Source organism: Streptomyces sp. NPDC046303 (assembly GCF_055588085.1).
The window spans coordinates 84,643-107,392 of record NZ_JBVJFA010000026.1; the positions used below are offsets into that span (position 1 = coordinate 84,643).

Sequence of the window (22,750 nt, forward strand, 5' to 3'; positions counted from 1 at the left end):
CAGGCATGTGCGGACGGTTTGCAGCGAGTCGTAAGCCCGAGGACCTGGTGGAGGCCTTCGGCATCGAGAAGTGGGAGCCCGAGGAGACCCTGGCCCCCGATTTCAACGTGGCGCCGACCAAGCAGGTCCACGTCGTCCTCGACCGCCCCCTGAAAGACGCCTCCGACCCGCGTCCGGTTCGCCAGCTGCGCACGCTGAAATGGGGGCTCGTGCCGTCCTGGGCCGCGAACCCCGACGGCGCCGCCCGGATGATCAACGCACGGTCGGAGACCCTCGCCGAGAAGCCCTCCTTCCGCCGCCCCTTCGCGCAGCGCCGCTGCATCGTCCCCGCCGACGGCTACTACGAGTGGGTCACCGCCCACGACGAGCGGCAGCTGGAGGTGGAGGGGAAGAAGAAGCGGGCCCGCAAGCAGCCCTACTTCGTGCTCCCCGCCGACGGCTCCGTCTTCGCCATGGCCGGGATATACGAGTTCTGGCGCGACCGGACCCTGCCCGACGCGCACCCGCTCGCCTGGTGGGTCACCTGCTCGGTGATCACCACCGAGGCCGAGACCGGGCCGCTGGGAGTGGCACCCGCCGAGGGGCCGCGCTCGCTGTCCGAGATCCACCCGCGGATGCCGCTCATGCTGACCCCCGACCGCTGGGACGCCTGGCTGGACCCCGCCGACACCGACACCGAGGGCTCGCTGCGGGAGCTGCTGTCCGCGCCGCCGGGCGGCCTGATGCGGGCCTACCCGGTGTCCACCGCCGTGAGCAACGTACGCAACAACGCGCCGGAGCTGCTCGCGGAACTGGCCGCGCCGGAAGAGGGCACCCTCTTCTGACCCGGGCAGGATGGGGAGCATGAGCACGCGCACGCAGAGCGTCGACACCCCGGCGGGCGAGGCCCGCATCACCTGGCACCCCGCCCGCACGGCCCGGCTGGTGCTCGCCGTGAGCCACGGCGCCGGCGGCGGCATCGAGGCCCGAGACCTCCAGGCGCTGGCCGCCGCCCTGCCCGCCCACGGGATCACCGTGGCCCTCGTCGAACAGCCCTGGCGGGTCGCCGGGAAGAAGGTCGCCGCCGCGCCCAAGGTGCTCGACGAGGGATGGCGCGGCCTGTGGCCGGCCCTGGCGGAGCCCGGCCCGCCCGTGGTCGCGGGCGGCCGCAGCGCCGGCGCCCGGGTGGCCTGCCGGACCGCCGCCGCACTGGGCGCGGCCGGGGTGCTGGCGCTGGCGTTCCCGCTGCACCCGCCGGGCAAGCCGGAGAAGTCCCGGGCCGAGGAGCTGCTGGGCGCCGGTCTGCCCGCGCTCGTGGTCCAGGGCGGCCGGGACCCCTTCGGGCGCCCGGAGGAGTTCCCGCAGGGCGGCGCGTACACGCTGGTGGAGATCCCGCACGGGGACCACGGCTTCGCCGTGCCCAAGAAGGCCGGCGTCACCCAGGAGGCGGCCCTCGCCCTGATCACCGGATCGGTCGCCGAATGGCTCTCCGCACTCGAGGTCTGATCGAGGCCCGGCAGATCCCGGCGTGATCCGGATCACCCCCGGATCACCCCTCCTGCGCAGGCCCCGGCGCGGGCCCGAAACCGCGCCCCCACGGGGGAATGCGCCGCCCTCACCGTCTGTTGTGCCGGGTGTCGGTACGTACGGGAACTTGTCGGAGGAGAGGGAGCGCATGACCCAGGTCATCAGTCAGAACCGTCGGCAGGCCGCTGACCTGGACTGGACGGTTCTCCCCAGCCCCAAGCGCAGCACGCTTCGGGCGGCGGAGGGCCGGGATGGTCGACTATTCTCCGATTCGAGCGGCTCCGCTTTCGGAATCGCCACGCAGTCGGAGGAGGTGGGTCCTGTCGCTGGGACCGACGAAGGCCACGCGGAGGAGACGACCCCGGAGCGCAATGCGCGCTTCGAGCGGGACGCCCTCGGCTACCTCGACCAGATGTACTCGGCCGCACTGCGCATGACGCGCAATCCGGCCGACGCCGAGGACCTGGTCCAGGAGACGTACGCGAAGGCGTACGCGTCCTTCCACCAGTTCCGCGAGGGCACCAACCTGAAGGCGTGGCTGTACCGCATTCTGACCAACACGTTCATCAACTCCTACCGCAAGAAGCAGCGCGAACCCCAGCGCAGCGCCGCGGAGGAGATCGAGGACTGGCAGCTGGCGCGCGCCGAGTCGCACATGTCGACCGGGCTGCGCTCCGCCGAGTCGCAGGCGCTCGACCACCTGCCCGATTCGGATGTGAAGGAAGCGCTCCAGGCCATTCCGGAGGAGTTCCGCATCGCGGTCTACCTTGCCGACGTAGAGGGCTTTGCGTACAAGGAGATCGCCGACATCATGGGTACACCCATCGGTACGGTCATGTCGCGACTGCACCGTGGCCGCCGTCAACTCCGCGGAATGCTGGAGGACTATGCCCGTGAACGCGGGTTGGTTCCCGCGGGCGCGGGAGAGTCGAACGACCGGAAAGGCTCGGGCTCATGAGTTGCGGAGAGCCGCACGAGACGGAGTGCTCTGAGGTCCTGGACCACCTTTACGAGTTCCTCGACCGGGAGATGCCCGACAGCGACTGCACGAAGTTCGAAACACACTTCGGCGAGTGCAGCCCCTGTCTGGAGAAGTACGGCCTGGAACAGGCCGTGAAGAAGCTGGTGAAGCGCTGCTGCGGATCCGACGACGTGCCCACTGACCTGCGCTCCAAGGTGATGGGACGGATCGAACTGATCCGGTCGGGACAGGCCGTTCCCGATCACGACGTCACCGCCGACGTCGCGGCCGACGTCACCGCGGAGAACCCCGCCACCGGCTGACACCTCTGCGGCCCGTTCGGCCGACCGATTCAACAACCGCCCCCGGAACGGCACTTCGTTCACCCGAAGGTGCTAATCCGGGGGCGTCCGTATGCCGCAATCCGACAATGTGGCCCACTTCTCAAGGGGCCCCACTTATTCTCCCCATTCGGTGCTGGTTTGATTCGGTACCTGGCTTGCTTTGCACGCACGGGAGGAGAGCGCCATGCGGGTACTTCCGCCGGCGGCGCGCGCCTCCATCCTGTGCGCCGTCCTCGCGGCCCTCGCGTGCGCCGCGCCCGCCCTCGCCGGTTCCGGTACGCCCTGGGCCGCCGTCGCCGTCCTCGCCGTGCTCTACCTCGGCTGCGAGCTCGTGAAGATCTGCCCGCTGCTGGGCAGCCGGGTGCCCGAGGGCATCGGCTCCTTCTTCCCCGTGGTCCTCGCCGCCGTCCTCCTGCTGCCGCCGCCCGCCGCCGCGCTCGTGGCGCTGCCCGGCGGGCTCGCGGGGACCGTGGTCCAGCGGCCCGCCTGGGTGCGCCGGGTGTGGCACGGAGCGCAGCAGGCGATCGCCGCCTGGGTCGCAGGGCAAACGTTCCGGCTGCTGCGCGGCCCGGCCGCGCTGGGCTCCTCCGCGCAGTCCGGGCCCCCGGGATCGGCGGACCCGCCCGTCTGGGTGGCCGACTTCCCGTACGTGCTGCTCCCCGCGGCGGCCGCGGCCGTCGCCTTCTGCCTGGTCCTCACCGCCCTCGACGGGGGCATCCTGGCCGCCGCGGAACGCCGGCCCGCGGCCACCGCCTGGCGCGGACTGTTCACCCGGTCCCTCGCCCCGCACTGCGTCCACGGCCTCGCCGGACTGATGATGGCCGTCATGTGGCGCAGCCCGTACGGACTCCCGGCCGCGCTGCTCGTGCTGCTGCCGATGTACATCTCCTGCTGGGTCTTCGCCCAGTACCACCGCGAACGCGCCGCCCACCAGGCCACCATCCGCGCTCTCGTCCAGGCCGTCGACATCAAGGACCGCTACACGCGGGGCCACAGCGAACGGGTCGGCCAGGCCTCCGCGATGATCGCCCGCGAGCTGGGCATGTCCGAGGACCGCCTCGAGGTCGTCCGGATCGCCGGGATCCTGCACGACGTCGGCAAGCTCGGCGTCCCGACCCGGCTGCTGCGCAAGGACGGGCCGCTCACCCCGGAAGAGCGCCGGATCATCGAACTGCACCCCGAGTACGGGCACGAGATGGTGCGCGGCATCGGCTTCCTCGGGGAGGCGCGGGCAGCGATCCTGCACCACCACGAGCGGGTCGACGGCTCCGGATACCCGTACGGGCTGAGCGGCGAACAGATCCCGGTGCTGGCGCGCGTGGTGGCCGTGGCCGACGCCTTCGACGCGATGACCTCGACCCGGTCCTACAGCCGGGCCCGGCCGGTGCCGACCGCCCTCGCCGAGCTGGAGCGGTGTGCGGGCGGCCAGTTCGACCCCGCGATGGTCCGCGCCCTGACGGCCGCCATCGGCCGCCACGGCTGGCACCCGACGGTCACCTCCGACGAGGACCTCCAGGTGATCCCCGCCCACGCCGCTGCCGCTGCCGCTGCCGCTGCCGCGGGGGCGGGCCCGGACTCCGGCCTCCCGCCCCGGACGGCCGTCCTGCCCGCCGGTCCACCCGCGCCGGAGCTGCCCGCGCTCCCGGCCCAGGGCTCACGGCCCGGCGCCGCCGACGGCGGCGCGCGAGCCAGGGGGGCGCAGTGAGGGCCTGGGCCGTGTGGACCGTGCGCGGCGCGGCCGGCGCGCTCACCGCCGCCGGGCTCGGCCACACCCTGTGGAACGGCCTCGTCGAGCCCGGTATCGCCCTGGCCTTCGGCATCCTGATCACCATCGGCGAGCTCGCCCGCCGCGACCACCGCGACCACCACGCCCCCACCGACCGCCGGCCCGCCCCCCTCGGCTCCGCCGGAGCCCTCGCCTATGCCCTGCTGGGCCAGAACGCCGGGCAGCCCACCCACCACGGGGTGTTCCAGATCGTCGCCGTGGTCGTCGCGGCCGCCCTCGCCGGGAGCGTCCCGCACATCGCCCGGGGCCGCGGCCCGGCCGTGGACCACGTCGCCCGCCGGGTCCTCACCGTCGCCTTCGCCGCCGTCTGCTTCCAGCCGCTCTACAACTCCGGCCGGCTCGGGGAACGGGTCGGGCAGGGCCCGTACCTCGTCCTGTTCCTGCTCTGCCTCCTCGGCCTGACCGCCCTGTGCGAGGCCGTCCTCGCCGCCGTCCTCGCCGGGGCCCGCACCGGCTGGCCGTACGGACCCCTGCTGCGCGACGAGCTGCGCGCGCAGCTCGGCATCGGCGCGGCGATCTGCGCCACCGGCGTGGTGATGGCCCTCGGCGTCGCGGGAGCCGGGCTGTGGGCCCTGCCCGTCTTCAGCGTGCCCCTGCTGCTGACCCAGATGTCCTTCCACCGGATCACCGCGATCCGCACCACCTACCGCCAGACGATCACCTCCCTGGCCCGGGCCACGGAGATCGCCGGCTACACCCCGCCCGGCCACTCCCGCCGGGTCGCCGCCCTCAGCTGCGCCGTCGGCCGGGAGCTGGGTCTCTCGGAGCGCGAGCTGACGGTCCTGGAGTACGCGGCGCTGATGCACGACATCGGGCAGCTCTCCCTCGTCGACCCGGTCCCGGACGGGGCCACGGCGGTGCTGCCCGCCGCCGAGGCCCGCCGGATCGCCGAGCTCGGCGGGGAGGTGGCCCGCCAGACCGGGGTGCCCGCCGAGGTCGCCGTGGTCGTGGAGCGGCAGGCGGATCCGTACCGGGAGCAGCCCGTCGCCGCCCGCATCGTGCGCGCGGTGAACGCGTACGACGACCTGGTGGGCCGGGACCGTCACCCGAGCGGCTCACTGGCCGCCCTGGAAGAGCTCCGCCTGGGGACCGGGCACGACTACCAGCCGGAGGTCGTGGAGTGTCTGGCGAGGGTTCTGGCCAGGGGCGGACGTGACAGAGTTGTTCCCGTCCCACGTGGGTAACCCATGGGTAATGAGCGGCCGTCCGAGCGGGCATGGTTGGATGCCAGTAAGAGTGGGATAGAGAGTGTCCGCAAGGCTGCACCGTTGTCCCCCGGCTACCGCTGGGTGGTGCCCCCAAAGCAGGCGGGAATCGTGAGGATCTTCGGGAAGGTACGGCATCGGCCCTCCGCCTCGTGGCGGCAGGCCACCGACCGCGCGTTCACGCTGATCGGGGACGGGCGGTACGAGGACGCGGGCGCGCTCCTGACCAGAGCCGCGGATCTGGAGCCCTGGCTGTCCGAGTCCTGGTTCAACCTGGCCCTGCTGCACAAGTTCCGGCACGACTGGGAGCAGGCACGGGCCGCCGGACTGCGCGCCGTGGCCCTGCTGGACCGCGAGACGGGCGCCCCGGACTGGTGGAACGTCGGGATCGCAGCGACCGCCCTCCAGGACTGGCCGCTGGCGCGGCGGGCCTGGCAGGCGTACGGGCTGAAGGTGCCAGGAGACGCGCACGGCGCGGGCGTGAACGGGAAGAACAGCGGCGAACCGGTGGGCATGGAGCTCGGCAGCGCCGCCGTACGCCTCTCACCCGAGGGCGAGGCCGAGGTGGTCTGGGGCCGCCGGCTGGATCCGGCCCGGATCGAGGTCCTCTCGATCCCGCTGCCCTCCTCGGGGCGCCGCTGGGGCGAGGTGGTGCTCCACGACGGGGTCCCGCACGGCGAGCGGGTCACCGCGGCCGGGCCCTCGTACCCCGTCTTCGACGAGATCGAGCTGTGGGCGCCGTCGCCCGTACCGACGTGGGTGGTGCTCCTGGAGGCGGCCGGCGAGGCGGACCGCAACGCGCTGGAGCAGCTGGCCTCGGACGCGGGTTTCGCCGCGGAGGACTGGTCCTCGTCGGTGCGGCTGTTGTGCCGGACCTGCTCGGAGAGCGAGATGCCGAGCGACGAGGGCGACGGGGAGCACCTGGATCCGCACGACCACAGCGAGCCGGGGCACCCCGGGCCGCTGGGGCACCGTACGGCCGGCTCCGGTTCGCTGTGGGTGCCCGAGCGGGAGTGCGGCATCGCGGCCCCGGCGGGTCTGGTGCGCGGGCTGCTGGACGGCTGGGTCGCCGACAGTCCGGACACCCGGGAGTGGCGGGATCTCGAGGAAGTCTGCTGAGCCGGGGGCCGTAGGCTGTACGGGCACATCGGTGACTTACGGAAGGCGTACGGCGGACATGGCGCAGCAGGAGAACGAGGTTGTCGAGGTCGCGGGCGAGGCCCACCCCGAGGTGCACGGCGACGGGTACGTCGTGGACACCGTGGACTGTGCGGAGCGCGAGCTCGCCCACCGCGAGCGCGGCACCGCCCGCCCCATCACGGTGGTCGGCAACCCGGTCCTGCACCGGGAGTGCAAGGACGTCACCGAGTTCGGCGACGAGCTGGCCCAGCTGATCGACGACATGTTCGCCAGCCAGCGGGCCGCCGAGGGCGTGGGCCTGGCCGCGAACCAGATCGGCGTGGACGCCAAGGTCTTCGTCTACGACTGCCCGGACGACGAGGGCGTGCGGCACACCGGTGTGGTCGTCAACCCGAAGCTCGTCGAGCTGCCGGCCGGCGCGCGGGTGCTGGACGACTCCAACGAGGGCTGCCTGTCGGTCCCCACCGCGTACGCCTCGCTGGCCCGCCCGGACTACGCGGAGGTCGAGGGCCAGGACGCGCAGGGCAACCCGATCAAGGTGCGCGGCACCGGCTACTTCGCGCGCTGCCTCCAGCACGAGACCGACCACCTGTACGGCTACCTGTACATCGACCGGCTCTCGAAGCGCGACCGCAAGGACGCCCTGCGGCAGATGGCGGAGGGCACCCCGCGCTACGAGACGGTCCCCAACGACTGATCTTCCGCAGCGCTCCGCATGCGCTCCGCATGCGTTCCGCACTCGCTGCGCGCACGCGGCAGGGCCCCGCTTCCCGTGAGGGAGCGGGGCCCTGCCGCGTGGGACTGCTGTGTGGTCCGCAGCTACTTCTGCGCGCAGCCCCAGCCGCTGTCGGCCGGTACGGCGGTCCAGCCGCTGTCGGTACGGGACATACGGGTCCTCCTGAGCTGTGATGAGCGGTGCCCCGCCGGGCGCTGTGCGGGAGCGCTGACCGGGCATCATCACGGTACGACACCGCCTGACTACACAGGCGGCTGGTTTGGGCCAAAGGCTGCCGGTTCTCGGCCAAGGCGCGTTCTCGGCCAGGGCGTCGGCGGCCCGGGCGGTTCAGGCCACGGCCCGTGGCCCCCGGAAGGTCCGCCTGAAGGCGTTCGGGGTGGTGCCGAGCGTGCGCAGGAAGTGGTGTCGCAGCGCGGCCGCGGTCCCGAAGCCGCAGCGGCCGGCGATCGTGTCGACGGTGTGGTCGGTGGTCTCCAGCAACTCCTGCGCGAGCAGGACCCGCTGGCGCAGCACCCACTGGTAGGGGGTGGTGCCGGTCTCCTGGAGGAAGCGGCGGGCGAAGGTGCGCGGTGACATGTGCGCGCGCTCGGCGAGCTGCTCGACGGTGATCTCGTCCTCCAGGTGGCGGGCCATCCATCCGATCACCTCGCCCACCGTGTCGCACGCCGTGCGCGGCAGCGGCCGCTGGATGAACTGGGCCTGCCCGCCGTCCCGGTGGGGCGGTACGACCATCCGCCGCGCGATGGTGTTGGCCACCTCGGCACCCTGCTCCTGCCGTACGAGGTGCAGGCACGCGTCGATGCCCGAAGCGGTCCCCGCGGAGGTGATCACCCGGCCTTCGTCCACGTACAGCACGTCGGGGTCGACGACGGCCCGCGGGTAGCGGCGGGACAGGGCGGGGGCGTGCATCCAGTGCGTGGTGCAGCGGCGGCCGTCGAGCAGCCCGGCCGCGCCCAGCACGAAGGCCCCGCTGCACACGCTCAGCACGCGCGCGCCCCGGTCAACGGCCCGGCGCAGGGCGTCGAGGAACGGCTCGGGGTACTCCCGTACGGGTGCCCGCCGGTCGGCGGGCAGGCAGATCAGGTCCGCCTCCTCCAGTCGCTCCAGTCCGTGCGCGGGGGCGATGGCGAAGCCGACGTCGGCCATGTTCAGCGGGCCTTCCTCGGCCGCGCACACGGCGAAGTCGTACACCGGCAGACCCTGCGCGCTGCGGTCGATCCCGAACACCTCGCAGAAGATCCCGAACTCGAAGGGCGCCACTCCGTCGACGAGGGCCACGGCCACGTTGGTGAGCATGACCCCAGTGTGGCAGTAATTCGCTCTTTGATGACAGTCCTGCCACTGTCCGGTGTGATCGACTCTGGCGAGAGTGGACCCATGAGCACCTTCCTGAACTACCTCACCGTCCTCGCCCTCGCCGCCCTGCTCCTCGGTCCCTCCCTGTACGGCATGGCCCGGGAACGCAGAATCGACCGGCAGCTGCACAAGGCGGCTGCCGGCCGATCAACGGTTCACACGGCTCAGAAGTCCTCGTCCAGGTCGACCGTGCCCTCGACGGCGACCTGATACGCCGACGGCCGGCGCTCGAAGAAGTTGGTCAGCTCCTGGACGCCCTGCAGCTCCATGAAGGAGAACGGGTTCTGCGAGCCGTACACGGCCGGGAAGCCGAGGCGGACCAGGCGCTGGTCCGCGACGCACTCCAGGTACTCGCGCATCGACTCGGTGTTCATGCCCGGCAGGCCGTCACCGCACAGGTCGCGGCCGAACTGCAGCTCCGCCTCCACGGCCTCCTTCAGCATGTCGGTGACCTGCTGCTGGAGGGCGTCGTCGAAGAGCTCCGGCTCCTCCTTGCGGACCGTGTCCACGACCTCGAAGGCGAAGTTCATGTGCATGGTCTCGTCGCGGAACACCCAGTTGGTGCCGGTGGCCAGGCCGTGCAGGAGGCCGCGGGAGCGGAACCAGTACACGTACGCGAAGGCGCCGTAGAAGAACAGGCCCTCGATGCACGCGGCGAAGCAGATCAGGTTCAGCAGGAAGCGGCGGCGGTCGGCCTGCGTCTCCAGCCGCTCGATCTTCTCGACCGAGTCCATCCACTTGAAGCAGAACTGGGCCTTCTCGCGGATGGAGGGGATCTCCTCGACCGCGTCGAAGGCGGCCGCCCGGTCGTCCGGGTCGGGCAGGTAGGTGTCGAGCAGCGTCAGGTAGAACTGGACGTGCACGGCCTCCTCGAACAGCTGGCGCGACAGGTACAGGCGCGCCTCCGGGGAGTTGATGTGCTTGTACAGCGTCAGCACCAGGTTGTTCGAGACGATCGAGTCGCCCGTCGCGAAGAACGCGACCAGACGGCCGATCATGTGCTGCTCGGCCGGCGTCAGCTTCGCCAGGTCCGCGACGTCCGAGTGGAGGTCGACCTCCTCGACCGTCCACGTGTTCTTGATCGCATCCCGGTAGCGCTCGTAGAAGTCCGGGTAGCGCATGGGCCGCAGCGTGAGCTCGAAGCCCGGGTCCAGGAGGTTCTTGGTGTCGGTGGAGCTCATTACTGGCAGGCCTCGCAGGACTCGGGGTTCTCAAGGGAGCAGGCCAGCGCGTCGGCGTCGACGGCCTGCGGGAGCGGGGTCACGGCGGCCGGGACGGCGGAGCCGGACGCGGCGCGGGCGATCTTCGTCGCCGGGCGCGAGCGCAGGTAGTAGGTGGTCTTCAGGCCCTGCTTCCAGGCGTACGCGTACATCGAGCTGAGCTTGCCGATGGTGGGCGTCTCCAGGAACAGGTTCAGCGACTGCGACTGGTCGAGGAACGGGGTACGGGCCGCCGCCATGTCGATCAGACCGCGCTGCGGGATCTCCCACGCCGTGCGGTACAGCTCGCGCACCTCGGCCGGGATCCAGCCGAAGCCCTGCACGGAGCCGCTGGACTCGCGCAGCGCCTCGCGGGTCTGCGCGTCCCACACGCCCAGCTGCTTCAGCTCGTCCACCAGGTACGCGTTGACCTGGAGGAACTCACCGCTCAGCGTCTCGCGCTTGAAGAGGTTGGAGACCTGCGGCTCGATGCACTCGTACACGCCGGCGATGGAGGCGATCGTGGCCGTCGGGGCGATGGCCAGCAGCAGCGAGTTGCGCATGCCGGTCGTCGCGACCCGGGCGCGCAGCGCCTCCCACCGCTCCGGCCAGTTCAGCTCCACGTCGTAGTGGTCCGGGTGCAGGACGCCGCGGGCGGTGCGGGTCTGCTCCCAGGCCGGCAGCGGGCCGCTGCGCTCGGCGAGGTCGCAGGAGGCCTCGTACGCGGCCAGCATGATGCGCTCGGACAGCTTGGTGGACAGGGCCTTCGCCTCGGGGGAGTCGAAGGGCAGCTTGAGCTTGAAGAAGACGTCCTGGAGACCCATCGCGCCCAGGCCCACCGGGCGCCAGCGGGCGTTGGAGCGGCCGGCCTGCTCGGTCGGGTAGAAGTTGATGTCCACCACGCGGTCGAGGAAGGTCACGGCGGTGCGGACGGTCTCGTCGATCCGCTCCCAGTCGATCTCGCCGTTGACCACGAACGCGCCGAGGTTGACCGAGCCGAGGTTGCAGACGGCCGTCTCGCCGTCGTTGGTGACCTCGATGATCTCGGTGCACAGGTTGGAGGAGTGGACGACGGTGCCCGGCTCGGCGGTCTGGTTCGCCGTGCGGTTGGAGGCGTCCTTGAAGGTCATCCAGCCCTGGCCGGTCTGCGCGAGGGTGCGCATCATCCGGCCGTACAGGTCGCGGGCGGGCATGGTCTTGCGGGCGAGGCCCGCCTCCTCGGCCTTGCGGTAGGCGGCGTCGAACGCGTCGCCCCACAGGTCGACGAGCTCGGGCACGTCGGCCGGGGAGAACAGCGACCAGTCGGCGTCGGCGTTCACGCGGCGCATGAACTCGTCCGGCACCCAGTGGGCGAGGTTCAGGTTGTGCGTGCGGCGCTGGTCCTCACCGGTGTTGTCGCGCAGCTCCAGGAACTCCTCGATGTCCGCGTGCCAGGTCTCCAGGTAGACGGCGGCGGCGCCCTTGCGGCGGCCGCCCTGGTTCACGGCGGCCACGGAGGCGTCGAGGGTCTTCAGGAACGGCACGATGCCGTTGGAGTGGCCGTTGGTGCCGCGGATCAGCGAACCCCGCGCACGGATGCGGGAGTACGAGAGGCCGATGCCGCCGGCGTGCTTGGACAGGCGGGCGACCTGGTGGTAGCGGTCGTAGATCGAGTCCAGCTCGTCCAGCGGGGAGTCCAGCAGGTAGCAGGAGGACATCTGCGGGTGCCGGGTGCCGGAGTTGAAGAGCGTGGGGGAGGACGGCAGGTAGTCGAGGCGGCTCATCAGCCGGTAGAGCGAGGCCACTTCCTCGACGGCCTGGACGCTCTCGTCCTCGGCGAGACCGCAGGCCACGCGCAGCATGAAGTACTGCGGGGTCTCGATGACCTGGCGGGTGATCGGGTGGCGCAGCAGGTAGCGGCTGTGCAGGGTGCGCAGGCCGAAGAAGCCGAAGCGGTCGTCGGCGCCCTCGGCGAGGGTGTGCTCCACCAGCGCGTCCAGGCGGGCCGCGTGGGCCCGGACGAACGCGGCCGTGCGGTCGGCGATGAGCCCTTCGCGGTAACCCACCTCGACGGACGCGGAGAAGGAGGTGGCGCCCTGGCCGGCGGCCTCGTCGCGGACGGCCAGCGTCAGCAGCCGGGCGGCGAGCTTGGAGTACGCCGGGTCCTCGGAGATCAGGCCGGCGGCGGCCTCGGTGGCCAGCCCCCGCAGTTCGGCCTCGTCGGCGGCGGAGCTGCGGCCGCGCAGCGCGGCGGCGGCGACCCGGCCGGGGTCGGTGTCGGGGAGGTCCGCCGTCAGTTCGGTGAGGGTACGCAGCAGCGTGGCCCCCGGGCCCTCGGTGGTGTCGCCAGAAACGGACTCGGCGCGCGGTGCGGAAGGCGCGATGGTCACGGCGGGAGCTCTCCCTCGCTCGGCCCGGTCTTCGGCGGACGGGCACGGGGAGGCGCATGCGGGCGTGGCAGGAACGCGTACACCGCATGGCGTCCACCGGCCCAACCGCGAGGCCCGGACGTATCGGCACCCGGTTCGGTCGACCCGGGCGCACCGTCGGCAGGTCCTCGGACTTTTCATACCGTTGCGGGACAGTTCCGGATTCGCACCGGATTCCCCTGCGGCGACAGCAGGCATGAGCATACATGTGGGGGCCGCCTCGTGTGCGACCCCCTAGATGTTGTGTCGCCGCGGCTACAGTTCGAGACCGTACGTGCGCAGAGTGAGGCCGGGGAAGGGCTCCCAGTCCCGCGCGGGAGTCCGTACGAAGCCGAGGCGTTCGTAGAGCCGGTGGGCGGTCGGCATGTCGTCGGACGTGGACAGCACGAGGCGCCGGACGCCTTCCAGGGCGCGGGCGCGGTCGATGCAGGCCCGTACGAGCGCCTCGCCGATCCCCTGCCCGCGGCCCTCCCGGGCGACGGCCAGCATCCGGAACTCGGCCTCGTCGGACCCCGCGATGTCGCGGAACGAACTTCCCGGCGGGGCGAAGGCCACACCCCCGAGCAGCTGCCCGTCGCTGTGGGCGGCGACGAGTATCTCGCTGTCCGCGGCCCGCCCGGCCACGTCCCGCAGCCGGGCGAGGTAGGGGTCCGCCTCGCCGAAGGTGAGCAGCCCGTCCCCGAGATAGGCCTGCGCGGTGATCTCCCCGAGCGCCTCGTACTCCGCAGGCAGTGCTTCCCTGATCACGATGTCCATGGGGTCGAGTGTGCAGGACGGGTGTCGGTGCCCGGCGCTATCGTCGGAGACAGCACCGTCGATGAAGGTGAGTGAGGCATGACCGTGATGACCGACCGGCCCCACATGACGATCGAACGGTTCGAGTCCCTGGCCCGCATAGCGGCCCGCGAGGAGGAGGGGCTGCGACTGGAATTCATCGGTGGGGTGCTGAGGAGCAAGGCCATGCCAGACGGGGACCACGGGCGGATCATCCAGTGGTTGACGCGGATCTGCATGCAGCACCACCCGGAGCTCTGGCTGCACGCAGGGCAGGGGATCAAGGCGGAGCAGTACCGGGAGGGCCGCGCTATTCCGGACGGGGTTCTGGCGCACGAGGACGCGTTCGTAGGGCAGGGCGACTGGGTGGATCCGAGCCCGATCCTGATGGCCGTCGAGGTGACCTCGTGGGACTCCGATACCGAGCGGCGCGACCGGATCGAGAAGCCGCGGGCATATGCGCAGACCGGTATCCCCGTGTACTTGCTCATTGACCGGCTCAAGTGCCAGGTTCTCGTCCACAGCGACCCGGATGGCGTCGGCTACGAGACTGTGCGCACCGTTCCCTTCGGCAAGGAAGTCAAGCTTCCCGACCCCGTCGGCATCACGCTCCAGACCGAGCCCCTCAAGGACTGGGTGCGCTGAGCAAGCCGAAGGGTCCTACCGCCAGGCGGTAGGACCCTTCGGGCCGTCACGGGCTCAGCAGCAGCCGAAGCCCTCGCGCGGGTCCGCCTCGCGGGCGTCCGTGCGGGCGCGTTCGAAGGCGCGGCGGGTCATGACCTGCGCGTCCGGGTCGTGGCCGCGGGCGTGGGCGACGTACCGGTCGTAGGCCGCCTCCCCCGAGAACTCCCGTACGAAGTACCGCGCCCTCGCCAGTGCGCTGCGCAGGCTCATCAGGCCACCGGCTCCTTGACCTGCCCGCCGCCCGAGTCCAGGCCCGCCGCGGCGAGCTCGGCCTTCTCCTCGGCGGTCGGGATCAGCCCCGCGGGAGCGATGATCTTCGACTGCGTCCACGGGACCTCGGCCAGCTTCGCCGACTCCGGGTTGCTGATCGCCTTGAAGCAGGTGCGGGCCGCGTCGGCCAGCACGATGATGATCAGCACTGCGAAGAGGGCGCACAGGACGCCGTCCACCGTGGCGTTGGTGACCACCGTGTGCATCTCGTCCATGTTCTTGGCGGGCGGCAGCACCTTGTCCGCGTCGATGCCGGCCTGGTACTTGTCGCGCTGGGCGAAGAAGCCGACCCGGACGTCCTCGGAGAAGATCTTCTGGTAGCTGGCGGTGAGCGTCACCGTGGCGTCCCAGGCCAGCGGAACCGCCGTCACCCAGGCCCACTTGAGCCGCCCCGACTTCACCAGCAGTGTGGTGCAGACCGCCAGGGCGACTGCGGCCAGCAGCTGGTTCGCGATGCCGAACAGCGGGAACAGCTGGTTGATGCCGCCCAGCGGGTCCTTCACGCCGACCCACAGGAAGTAGCCCCAGCCGCCGACCACGACGGCGCTGGCGAGCCACACGCCCGGCTTCCAGCTGACGTCCTTGAAGGACTTGTGCACGTTGCCGAGGGTGTCCTGGAGCATGAACCGGCCGACCCGGGTCCCCGCGTCCACCGTGGTGAGGATGAACAGCGCCTCGAACATGATCGCGAAGTGGTACCAGAAGGCCTTCATCGAGCCTCCGCCGATCACCGAGGCGAAGATCTCGGACATTCCCAGGGCGAAGGTCGGCGCGCCACCCGTGCGGGAGAGCAGGCTCGTCTCCTCCACGTCCTTAGCGGCCTGGGCCAGGGCCTCGGGGGAGATGGCGAAGCCGAAGTTCGTGACCGCCTGCGAGGCCGACTCGACCGTGGTGCCGATCACGCCGCCGGGGGAGTTGATGGCGAAGTAGAGGCCGGGCTCCAGGATGCAGGCCGTGATCACGGCCATGACGGCGACGAAGGACTCCGTGAGCATCGCCCCGTAGCCGATCATCCGGACCTGGGTCTCCTTCTGGATCATCTTCGGGGTGGTGCCCGAGGAGACCAGTGCGTGGAAGCCCGACAGGGCGCCGCAGGCGATCGTGATGAACACGAACGGGAACATCGAGCCGGCGAAGACCGGGCCGTCGCCGCGCGAGGCGAAGTCGGTGACCGCGGGCATCTTCAGGGTGGGCATCGCGATGAACACGCCGAGGGCCAGCATCGCGATGGTGCCGACCTTCATGAAGGTGGAGAGGTAGTCGCGCGGTGCGAGCAGCATCCAGACCGGCAGCACCGAGGCCAGGAAGCCGTACGCGATCATCCAGAGGACCAGCGTCTCCTTCTCCAGGGTGAAGGTGTCGGCGAGGGAGGACTCCGCGACCCAGCCGCCCGCGACGATGGCGAGGAGCAGCAGGGCCACACCGATCAGCGAGACCTCGGTGACCCGGCCGGGTCGCAGGACGCGCAGGTAGAAGCCCATGAAGAGGGCGATCGGGATGGTCATGCCGATGGAGAAGACACCCCAGGGGGAGTGTGCCAGGGCGTTGACGATGACCAGCGCGAGCACGGCCAGGAGGATGATCATGATGGCGAACACGGCGATGAGGGCGGCGGCTCCGCCCACGGGGCCGATCTCGTCCCGGGCCATCTGGCCGAGCGAACGGCCGTCGCGCCGGGTGGAGAAGAACAGCGTCACCATGTCCTGCACGGCGCCGGCGAAGATCACGCCGACGACGATCCAGATGGTGCCGGGCAGGTAACCCATCTGCGCGGCGAGCACCGGCCCGACGAGCGGTCCGGCGCCGGCGACGGCGGCGAAGTGATGGCCGAAAAGAACCCGCCGGTCGGTCGGGTGGAAGTCGACACCGTTGTCAAGGCGTTCGGCGGGGGTGGCCCGCGTCTTGTCCACCTTCAGTACGCGGTGGGCGATGAACCGCGAGTAGAAGCGGTAGCCGATCGCGTACGAGCCCAGCGCGGCGGCGAGCAGCCACGCGGCGGAGATCTCCTCGCCGCGCGAAAGGGCCAGAACGCCCCAGCCGATGGCCCCGACGAGTCCGACGAGCACCCATGCGGCGATGGACTTCGGAGAGGGCGAGCCCGGCCTGCTGCCCGGACCCGCCGTGTTCCCTTGTGTCCCAGTTGCTTCCGGTTCAGGCATGACCCTCGTCCCCTCGTCGATCATCTGCGTAAGCGCAGGGAATCTACGGGGGATTGCCTGGTAAACGTAAGACCCCGTCCGTATTCCGGTATTCCGGTTGCCGGTATATAGGGACGAGCCCGCTCTCAGACCGCGGGCCGCTTGAGCCGGGCGACGAACTTGTACCGGTCGCCGCGGTACACCGACCGCACCCACTCCACGGGCTCCCCGTCCGCGTCGAGCGAGTGCCGGGAGAGCATCAGCATCGGCAGGCCGACGTCGGTGCCGAGCAGGCCGGCCTCGCGCGGGGTGGCCAGCGAGGTCTCGATCGTCTCCTCGGCCTCGGCGAGGTGGACGTCGTAGACCTCGGCGAGGGCGGTGTACAGGGAGGTGTACTTGACGAGCGAACGGCGCAGGGCGGGGAAGCGCTTCGCCGACAGGTGGGTGGTCTCGATGGCCATCGGTTCACCGCTGGCCAGCCGCAGCCGCTCGATGCGCAGGACCCGCCCACCGGTGTTGATCTTGAGGAGCCCGGCCAGGGTGTCGTCGGCCGTCACGTACCCGATGTCCAGCAGCTGGGAGGTCGGTTCCAGTCCCTGGGCGCGCATGTCCTCGGTGTACGAGGTGAGTTGGAGGGCCTGGGAGACCTTGGGCTTGGCGACGAAGGTGCCCTTGCCCTGGATCCGCTCCAGCCGTCCCTCGACGACGAGCTCCTGCAGGGCCTGCCGGACGGTGGTCCGCGAGGTGTCGAATTCGGCCGCGAGCGTGCGCTCCGGCGGCACCGGGGTGCCGGGCGGCAGGGTTTCGGTCATGTCGAGCAAGTGCCGCTTGAGTCGGTAGTACTTGGGTACACGCGCCGTGCGGGTGGCCGCCCCGCCTTCCGGCTCCGTGATCGCCCCTTCGGTGGCCATCGCCGCCCGCCTTCCCGACTCCAGTTTCGCTGCCGTCACCGGCTCCTCCGATATGTGCGGTCACATCGTGACACGTGCGGGGGGACAGGCCTTCTCTCTCCCCAGGTGTCGGTCCGATAACGGACCGAGCACCCGCTCATTAGACCCTTGACACCCCTAAAGGTCTAGGCCAAGCTCCAGCTACTGGTCTAAACCAATATGGATCAGATCCCGGCCCCACGGCAGTACTTCGCGTATGTCACCGCGGCGGGCAAGGGAAGTGCAGGCAGGCATCCCTGAGGAGGGTGGCGTGAAGCGCAAGCTCATCGTGGCGGTCAGTGTCGCGGGCATGTTGGCGGGTGTCGCGGCGTGCGGCAACGGCGACGACGGCAAGGCCAAGGCCGACGCGGGCCCCAAGGAGATCATCGTCTGGGTGATGGACGGCTCCGCGCCGAAGGCCTGGATCGACGAGGTCAACAAGGAGTTCTCGGCCAAGCACCCCGGTGTCACGGTCAAGGTCGAGGAGCAGAAGTGGACCGGCATCCAGGAGAAGGTCACCACGGCGCTCTCCGAGAACAACCCTCCGGACGTCCTTGAGCTCGGCAACACCCAGACCGCCGGCTACGCGGTCACCGGCGGCCTCGCCGACCTGACCAAGGACAAGGCCAAGCTCGGCGCCGATGCCTGGCAGAAGAGCATGCTCGCCTCGGCCGAGGTCGACGGCAAGCTCTACTCCGCCCCGTGGTACGCCGCCAACCGCGTCGTCATCTACGACAAGAAGGCCTTCGAGAAGGCGGGCGTCACCCCGCCGAAGACCCGCGACGAGTGGATCGCCGGCCTCGAGAAGCTGAAGGCGGCCGACCCGGCCTCGCAGCCGATCTACCTGCCCGGCCAGAGCTGGTACGTCCTCGCCGGCCTGATCTGGGACGAGGGCGGCGACCTCGCCGTCAAGGACGGCGACAAGTGGAAGGGCGCCCTGGGCACCCCGCAGGCCGCCTCCGCCATGGAGTTCTACAAGAAGCTCCAGTCCTTCTCCACCGCCCCCAAGGACAAGGACGAGGCCAACCCGCAGCAGTCCACCGACATCGTTCCCAAGGGCGGCGTGTCCTCCTGGATCGGTCTCGGCTGGGAGGCCGGCGGCGCCGAGAAGGCCCTGAAGGACGCGGGCAAGGAGGCCGACTTCGGCTACTTCCCGATCCCCGGCAAGACCGCTGACAAGACCAGCACCGTCTTCCTCGGCGGCTCGAACCTCGCGGTGGCCGAGCGCTCGAAGAACAAGGAGCTCGCCAAGGAGTGGCTGGCCCTCGCCGCAGGCAAGGACCAGATGACCAAGTACGCCGCCGAGACCAAGGGTGCGCTGCTCCCGAACCAGGCCGGCGCCAACTTCACCCCCGCCGCGGGCTCCTTCGCGGAGGCCATGGGCAAGGCCGGCGTCAACGGCAAGATCACCCCGGTCACCCCGGGCTGGGCGAACGTGGAGACCGAGCCGAACCCCATCAAGGAGTTCATGACCAAGGTCCTGAAGGGTGAGGACGCCGCCAAGGCGGGCGCGGACGCGGACAAGGAAATCGCGAACCGCATCAACAAGTAGCCCACCCCGCAGTACCGGCTGCACGCGCAGCACGCGCAGCACACGCAGCACACGCAGTACCCAGCAGTGTGAACGCACCGGGGGGTGCGGCAGGCGCCCGCAGCGCCCGCCGCGCCCCCGGTCGCGCATGTGACTCCACAGTCAACCGCGAGGAAACGAAGACCATGACTGTGCACTCCCAGGGGGCGGCGACCAGCGCTCCACAGGACGCACCGATGAAGTCCGCCGTGCCGCCGCCGAAGGCACCGGCCGGCGCAAGCGACGACCGCGGCCGTAGGTCTCCTCGCGGAGCCGGAAGGCCGCTCCCGTCGGGGTGGCTTCCCTACCTGCTGATCGGGCCCGCGGTGCTCAGCCTCGCGACCCTCCTGCTGTATCCGCTGATCAAGAACGTGATCCTGTCCTTCCAGGACATCAACAAGATCGAGTTCATCCAGCGGAAGTACCCCTTCGCCGGATTCGGGAACTACACCGAGCTGCTCGCGGACGCGAACTTCTGGACCGTGGTCGTCCGGAGCTTCGGCTTCACCCTGGCCAACGTCGCGCTGATCATGGTGCTCGGCAGCCTCATCGGCATCCTGCTGAACAAGCTCGGCACGAAGATGCGCCTGGTCCTGTCCATGGCGCTGGTGATGGCCTGGGCCATGCCGATCGTCGCCTCGGTCCAGGTCTTCAAGTGGCTGTTCGACGAGCAGTTCGGCGTCATGAACTGGCTCATGCGCACCGCCGGGTTCGCCGGCTACGAACAACACAACTGGATGGAGACCGGCCTCTCCACCCTGGTGATCGTCACGATCCTGGTGGTCTGGGGCTCCATCCCCTTCGTCGCGCTCAACATGTACGCCGGCCTGACCACCGTCAGCTCCGAGCTGTACGAGGCCGCCCGGATGGACGGTGCCAACGGCTGGCAGACCTTCTGGAAGATCGTCTTCCCGAACCTCAAGCCGTTCTTCCTCGTCACCACGTTCCTCGAGGTGATCTGGGTCTTCAAGGCCTTCACCCAGGTCTACGCGATGAACAAGGGCGGCCCCGACCGCGCCTCCGAGATCCTGCCGGTCTTCGCCTACGTCGAGGGCCAGAGCCAGGCCCACTACGGCCTCGCCGCCGCGATCTCCGTCCTGACGATCGTCATCCTCGTGATCGTCATGTCCTTCTACTTCCGCCTGATCCTGAAGCAGGAGGAGGAGCAGTGAGCACGACCACCGCCCCGAAGCCCGCGCCGTCCGGCCCGTCCGGCTCGTCCGGCTCGTCCGCGCCGACAGCGAAGCCCGCGCAGAAGCTCCGTACGCGCCGGCCGCTCCGCCCCGGAGCCGTCGCCAAGAACCTCGGCGCCCTCCTCCTGGCCCTCGTCTTCGTCTTCCCCGTGTACTGGATGTTCTCCTCGGCGCTCAAGCCGTCGAGCGAGATCCTCACCAAGGACCCGGTCTTCGTCTTCACCCCGACGCTGGACAACTTCACCAAGGCCACCGGGGTCGACCAGTTCTGGACGTACGTCACCAACAGCGTCCTGGTCACCGTCGGCGCCGTCCTGCTGGCCCTGATCGTCGCCCTCGCCGCGAGCTTCGCCATCGCCCGCATGAAGTTCAAGGGCCGCAAGGGCCTCGTACTCGCCGTGATGATGGCGCAGATGGCCCCCTGGGAGGTCATGGTCATCGCGATGTACATGATCGCCCGCGACAGCGAGATGCTGAACAGCCTGCCGCTGCTCACCGCGATCTACTTCGTGATGGTCCTCCCCTTCACCATCTGGACCCTGCGCGGCTTCATCGCCGCCGTCCCGGTGACCCTGGAGGAGGCCGCCCAGATCGACGGCTGCACCCGCGGCCAGGCCTTCCGCAAGGTGATCTTCCCGTTGCTGGCCCCCGGCCTGATGTCCACCTCGCTCTTCGGCTTCATCACCGCCTGGAACGAGTTCGCGATGGTCCTGATCCTGAACAAGGACAAGTCCGCGCAGACCCTGCCGCTCTGGCTCACCGAGTTCCAGACCGCCTTCGGCAACGACTGGGGCGCCACCATGGCCGCGTCCTCGCTGTTCGCCGTACCGGTCCTGCTGATCTTCATCTTCCTCCAGCGCAAGGCCGTCGGCGGCATGACCGCCGGCGCCGTGAAGGGATAACGGCCCATGACTGTCCTTGCGCACAAGGCCGATACCGTCACCCGCGACGCCCTCGCCGTCCTCCAGCCCGGCTTCGAGGGCACCACCGCCCCCGCCTGGCTGCTCCGCCAGGTCTCCGAAGGCCTCACCGCCGTCGGCCTGTTCGGCCGCAACATCGCCTCGCCCGAGCAGCTCGCCGCGCTGACCGCGCAGCTGCGCGCGGAGCGCGAGGACGTGCTGGTCGCCATCGACGAGGAGGGCGGCGACGTCACCCGCCTGGAGGTCCGCGGCGGCTCGTCCTTCCCCGGGAACCTGGCACTCGGCGCCGTCGACGACACCTCCCTCACCCGGGACGTGGCCCGCGAGCTGGGCCGGCGCCTCGCCGAGTGCGGGGTCAACCTCAACTGGGCCCCGTCCGCGGACGTCAACTCCAATCCGGACAATCCGGTGATCGGCGTACGGTCCTTCGGCGCCGACACCCACCTCACGGCCCGGCACACCGCCGCGTACGTCGAGGGCCTCCAGGCCGCCGGCGTCGCCGCGTGCACCAAGCACTTCCCCGGCCACGGCGACACCAACGTCGACTCGCACCACGCGCTGCCGCGCATCGACGTGGACCTGGACACCCTCCAGGCCCGCGAGCTCGTGCCGTTCAGGGCGGCGATCGAGGCCGGCACCAAGGCGGTGATGAGCGCGCACATCCTGGTGCCCGCCCTGGACCCGACCCGCCCGGCCACCCTCAGCCCGCAGATCCTGACCGGTCTGCTGCGCAAGGAGCTCGGCTACGAGGGGCTGATCGTCACCGACGGCATGGAGATGAACGCCATCGCCGGGACGTACGGGATCGAGCGCGGCTCGGTCCTGGCCGTCGCGGCCGGCGCCGACGCGATCTGCGTCGGCGGCGGGCTCGCCGACGAGGCGACCGTGCTCCGGCTGCGGGACGCGCTGGTCGCGGCCGTACGGGAGGGCGTGCTGCCGGAGGAGCGGCTGGCCGAGGCCGCCGCCCGGGTCCGCGCGCTGGCCGAGTGGACCCGCCGGGCCAGGCCGGACGCGCGACCGGAGGGGGGCCGCGCGTCCGGCATCGGCCTGGAGGCGGCCCGCCGGGCGGTGGCCGTCACCGGTGCGGCGAGCCCGCTGGGGGCTGCCGGGGCTGCCCCTTACGTGGCCACGCTGGCCCCGGTCGCGAACATCGCGGTGGGCGACGAGACCCCGTGGGGCGTGGCCGCCGAACTGGCCGCGCTGGTGCCCGGTACGGCCTCGGGCGTGTACCCGCAGGGTGCGTCGGCGGGCGACGTCCTGGCGGCGGCGGGGGACCGTACGGTCGTCGCGGTGGTGCGCGACGCGCACCGGCACCCGTGGATGACGGAGGTGCTCGACGAGCTGGTCGCGGCGCGGGCCGACACGGTCGTGGTCGAGATGGGCCTCCCGAGGGCCGAGCCGCGGGGCCGCCTGTACATCGCGACGCACGGCGCCTCCGCCGCCTGCGGCCGCGCCGCAGCGGAAATCCTGGCCGGGGCGTAGCCCGCGCAGGAGCGGCTCCCGCACCTCCCCGCACGAAGGGCCGGGCCCCCCTCAGGCGGTTTCTAGCGGTCGTTGCAACACGTGGTCGGTTGTTTAGGCCGCGAGGAGTTTATGCAGGCGCTCGGCTGGGGTTTCCCAGCCGAGCGTTT

General features: G+C 70.7%; 21 protein-coding genes and 1 riboswitch. Of the genes, 14 read left to right on the forward strand and 7 right to left on the reverse strand.

Translation table 11 applies throughout. The features are described 5' to 3' along the window. The first annotated feature begins 5 nt into the window (after positions 1 to 5). The 8 genes from ACZ6I1_RS25380 to def all read left to right on the forward strand — a co-directional run bounded on the left by ACZ6I1_RS25380 (position 6) and on the right by def (position 7,639). Positions 6 to 824 carry an SOS response-associated peptidase gene (locus ACZ6I1_RS25380; RefSeq protein WP_469290789.1) on the forward strand — a complete coding sequence of 273 codons (819 nt, stop codon included), beginning with the start codon at positions 6 to 8 and terminating at the stop codon, positions 822 to 824. 19 nt (positions 825 to 843) lie between these two features. Next, positions 844 to 1,485: an alpha/beta hydrolase family protein gene (locus tag ACZ6I1_RS25385; protein WP_469290791.1), complete on the forward strand. Its 642-nt coding sequence runs from the start codon at positions 844 to 846 to the stop codon at positions 1,483 to 1,485. Positions 1,486 to 1,819: 334 nt separating this feature from the next. Further along, positions 1,820 to 2,464 (forward strand): sigma-70 family RNA polymerase sigma factor, encoded by a 645-nt coding sequence (locus ACZ6I1_RS25390; protein ID WP_030709911.1) that lies wholly within the window; start codon positions 1,820 to 1,822, stop codon positions 2,462 to 2,464. Continuing rightward, positions 2,461 to 2,790 carry a mycothiol system anti-sigma-R factor gene (gene rsrA / locus ACZ6I1_RS25395; protein ID WP_469290793.1) on the forward strand — a complete coding sequence of 110 codons (330 nt, stop codon included), beginning with the start codon at positions 2,461 to 2,463 and terminating at the stop codon, positions 2,788 to 2,790. Before ACZ6I1_RS25390 ends, rsrA begins: the two co-directional genes overlap by 4 nt. A 205-nt stretch (positions 2,791 to 2,995) precedes the next feature. After that, complete coding sequence (locus tag ACZ6I1_RS25400) at positions 2,996 to 4,516, forward strand: HD-GYP domain-containing protein (protein WP_469290795.1); 1,521 nt, start codon at positions 2,996 to 2,998, stop codon at positions 4,514 to 4,516. Beyond that, positions 4,513 to 5,781, forward strand: coding sequence for an HD-GYP domain-containing protein (locus tag ACZ6I1_RS25405; RefSeq protein WP_469290797.1), 1,269 nt, complete (start codon positions 4,513 to 4,515; stop codon positions 5,779 to 5,781). Before ACZ6I1_RS25400 ends, ACZ6I1_RS25405 begins: the two co-directional genes overlap by 4 nt. Before the next feature lie 132 nt (positions 5,782 to 5,913). Next, positions 5,914 to 6,921 (forward strand): tetratricopeptide repeat protein, encoded by a 1,008-nt coding sequence (locus ACZ6I1_RS25410; RefSeq protein ID WP_469290799.1) that lies wholly within the window; start codon positions 5,914 to 5,916, stop codon positions 6,919 to 6,921. A gap of 58 nt (positions 6,922 to 6,979) precedes the next feature. Continuing rightward, complete coding sequence (def, locus tag ACZ6I1_RS25415) at positions 6,980 to 7,639, forward strand: peptide deformylase (RefSeq protein ID WP_469290801.1); 660 nt, start codon at positions 6,980 to 6,982, stop codon at positions 7,637 to 7,639. A gap of 366 nt (positions 7,640 to 8,005) precedes the next feature. Here the strand turns inward: def and ACZ6I1_RS25420 are convergent, their stop codons facing one another. Beyond that, positions 8,006 to 8,974 (reverse strand): helix-turn-helix domain-containing protein, encoded by a 969-nt coding sequence (locus ACZ6I1_RS25420; RefSeq protein ID WP_469290803.1) that lies wholly within the window; start codon positions 8,972 to 8,974, stop codon positions 8,006 to 8,008. Between the two features lie 81 nt (positions 8,975 to 9,055). Here ACZ6I1_RS25420 and ACZ6I1_RS25425 point away from each other — a divergent pair, with 81 nt between their 5' ends. Then, on the forward strand, positions 9,056 to 9,244 hold the full coding sequence (locus ACZ6I1_RS25425; RefSeq protein ID WP_469290805.1) for a hypothetical protein: 189 nt from the start codon (positions 9,056 to 9,058) through the stop codon (positions 9,242 to 9,244). On the opposite strand, the gene ACZ6I1_RS25430 is transcribed toward ACZ6I1_RS25425, so the two are convergent. The 3 genes from ACZ6I1_RS25430 to ACZ6I1_RS25440 form a co-directional block, all read right to left on the reverse strand. Then, positions 9,199 to 10,215, reverse strand: a complete 1,017-nt coding sequence (locus ACZ6I1_RS25430; RefSeq protein ID WP_469290807.1) for a ribonucleotide-diphosphate reductase subunit beta — start codon at positions 10,213 to 10,215, stop codon at positions 9,199 to 9,201. The genes ACZ6I1_RS25425 and ACZ6I1_RS25430 overlap by 46 nt on opposite strands. Next, positions 10,215 to 12,602 (reverse strand): ribonucleoside-diphosphate reductase subunit alpha, encoded by a 2,388-nt coding sequence (locus ACZ6I1_RS25435; RefSeq protein ID WP_469290809.1) that lies wholly within the window; start codon positions 12,600 to 12,602, stop codon positions 10,215 to 10,217. The genes ACZ6I1_RS25430 and ACZ6I1_RS25435 overlap by 1 nt, the downstream gene beginning before the upstream one ends. Positions 12,603 to 12,755: 153 nt before the next feature. Continuing rightward, positions 12,756 to 12,832, reverse strand: a riboswitch (adenosylcobalamin-variant (AdoCbl-variant) riboswitch). A 64-nt stretch (positions 12,833 to 12,896) separates the two neighbouring features. After that, the gene (locus tag ACZ6I1_RS25440) at positions 12,897 to 13,397 is read right to left on the reverse strand and encodes a GNAT family N-acetyltransferase (protein WP_469290811.1); all 501 of its coding nucleotides are present in this window, start codon (positions 13,395 to 13,397) and stop codon (positions 12,897 to 12,899) included. A gap of 78 nt (positions 13,398 to 13,475) precedes the next feature. On the opposite strand from ACZ6I1_RS25440, the gene ACZ6I1_RS25445 reads away from it, so the two are divergent. Next, positions 13,476 to 14,060, forward strand: a complete 585-nt coding sequence (locus tag ACZ6I1_RS25445) for a Uma2 family endonuclease (RefSeq protein WP_469290813.1) — start codon at positions 13,476 to 13,478, stop codon at positions 14,058 to 14,060. Between the two features lie 54 nt (positions 14,061 to 14,114). On the opposite strand, the gene ACZ6I1_RS25450 is transcribed toward ACZ6I1_RS25445, so the two are convergent. From ACZ6I1_RS25450 to ACZ6I1_RS25460, 3 genes are all read right to left on the reverse strand, one after another. After that, on the reverse strand, positions 14,115 to 14,309 hold the full coding sequence (locus tag ACZ6I1_RS25450) for a CstA-like transporter-associated (seleno)protein (RefSeq protein ID WP_469290815.1): 195 nt from the start codon (positions 14,307 to 14,309) through the stop codon (positions 14,115 to 14,117). Continuing rightward, positions 14,309 to 16,552, reverse strand: a complete 2,244-nt coding sequence (locus tag ACZ6I1_RS25455; protein ID WP_469290817.1) for a carbon starvation CstA family protein — start codon at positions 16,550 to 16,552, stop codon at positions 14,309 to 14,311. Before ACZ6I1_RS25455 ends, ACZ6I1_RS25450 begins: the two co-directional genes overlap by 1 nt. Positions 16,553 to 16,653: 101 nt before the next feature. Then, positions 16,654 to 17,418, reverse strand: a complete 765-nt coding sequence (locus tag ACZ6I1_RS25460; protein WP_362393062.1) for a GntR family transcriptional regulator — start codon at positions 17,416 to 17,418, stop codon at positions 16,654 to 16,656. A 289-nt stretch (positions 17,419 to 17,707) separates the two neighbouring features. Between ACZ6I1_RS25460 and ACZ6I1_RS25465 the strand changes: the two genes are divergently transcribed. The 4 genes from ACZ6I1_RS25465 (at position 17,708) to ACZ6I1_RS25480 (ending at position 22,601) form a co-directional block, all read left to right on the forward strand. Beyond that, positions 17,708 to 18,988 (forward strand): extracellular solute-binding protein, encoded by a 1,281-nt coding sequence (locus ACZ6I1_RS25465; RefSeq protein ID WP_469290819.1) that lies wholly within the window; start codon positions 17,708 to 17,710, stop codon positions 18,986 to 18,988. 164 nt (positions 18,989 to 19,152) lie between these two features. Continuing rightward, a complete protein-coding gene (locus tag ACZ6I1_RS25470; RefSeq protein ID WP_469290821.1) occupies positions 19,153 to 20,178 on the forward strand; it encodes a carbohydrate ABC transporter permease in 1,026 nt (341 codons plus the stop codon). Between the two features lie 146 nt (positions 20,179 to 20,324). Continuing rightward, positions 20,325 to 21,101, forward strand: coding sequence for a carbohydrate ABC transporter permease (locus ACZ6I1_RS25475; protein WP_469290837.1), 777 nt, complete (start codon positions 20,325 to 20,327; stop codon positions 21,099 to 21,101). A 6-nt stretch (positions 21,102 to 21,107) separates the two neighbouring features. After that, positions 21,108 to 22,601 carry a glycoside hydrolase family 3 protein gene (locus ACZ6I1_RS25480; protein WP_469290823.1) on the forward strand — a complete coding sequence of 498 codons (1,494 nt, stop codon included), beginning with the start codon at positions 21,108 to 21,110 and terminating at the stop codon, positions 22,599 to 22,601. Positions 22,602 to 22,750 lie beyond the last annotated feature (149 nt).

Coding starts and splice junctions, on each gene's coding strand:
- ACZ6I1_RS25380 (WP_469290789.1), top strand. CDS start 6: ATGTGCGGACGGTTTGCAGCGAGTCGTAAGCCCGAGGACCTGGTGGAG.
- ACZ6I1_RS25385 (WP_469290791.1), top strand. CDS start 844: ATGAGCACGCGCACGCAGAGCGTCGACACCCCGGCGGGCGAGGCCCGC.
- rsrA (WP_469290793.1), top strand. CDS start 2,461: ATGAGTTGCGGAGAGCCGCACGAGACGGAGTGCTCTGAGGTCCTGGAC.
- ACZ6I1_RS25400 (WP_469290795.1), top strand. CDS start 2,996: ATGCGGGTACTTCCGCCGGCGGCGCGCGCCTCCATCCTGTGCGCCGTC.
- def (WP_469290801.1), top strand. CDS start 6,980: ATGGCGCAGCAGGAGAACGAGGTTGTCGAGGTCGCGGGCGAGGCCCAC.
- ACZ6I1_RS25420 (WP_469290803.1), bottom strand. CDS start 8,974: ATGCTCACCAACGTGGCCGTGGCCCTCGTCGACGGAGTGGCGCCCTTC.
- ACZ6I1_RS25425 (WP_469290805.1), top strand. CDS start 9,056: ATGAGCACCTTCCTGAACTACCTCACCGTCCTCGCCCTCGCCGCCCTG.
- ACZ6I1_RS25430 (WP_469290807.1), bottom strand. CDS start 10,215: ATGAGCTCCACCGACACCAAGAACCTCCTGGACCCGGGCTTCGAGCTC.
- ACZ6I1_RS25440 (WP_469290811.1), bottom strand. CDS start 13,397: ATGGACATCGTGATCAGGGAAGCACTGCCTGCGGAGTACGAGGCGCTC.
- ACZ6I1_RS25445 (WP_469290813.1), top strand. CDS start 13,476: ATGACCGTGATGACCGACCGGCCCCACATGACGATCGAACGGTTCGAG.
- ACZ6I1_RS25450 (WP_469290815.1), bottom strand. CDS start 14,309: ATGAGCCTGCGCAGCGCACTGGCGAGGGCGCGGTACTTCGTACGGGAG.
- ACZ6I1_RS25455 (WP_469290817.1), bottom strand. CDS start 16,552: ATGATCGACGAGGGGACGAGGGTCATGCCTGAACCGGAAGCAACTGGG.
- ACZ6I1_RS25460 (WP_362393062.1), bottom strand. CDS start 17,418: ATGGCCACCGAAGGGGCGATCACGGAGCCGGAAGGCGGGGCGGCCACC.
- ACZ6I1_RS25470 (WP_469290821.1), top strand. CDS start 19,153: ATGACTGTGCACTCCCAGGGGGCGGCGACCAGCGCTCCACAGGACGCA.
- ACZ6I1_RS25480 (WP_469290823.1), top strand. CDS start 21,108: ATGACTGTCCTTGCGCACAAGGCCGATACCGTCACCCGCGACGCCCTC.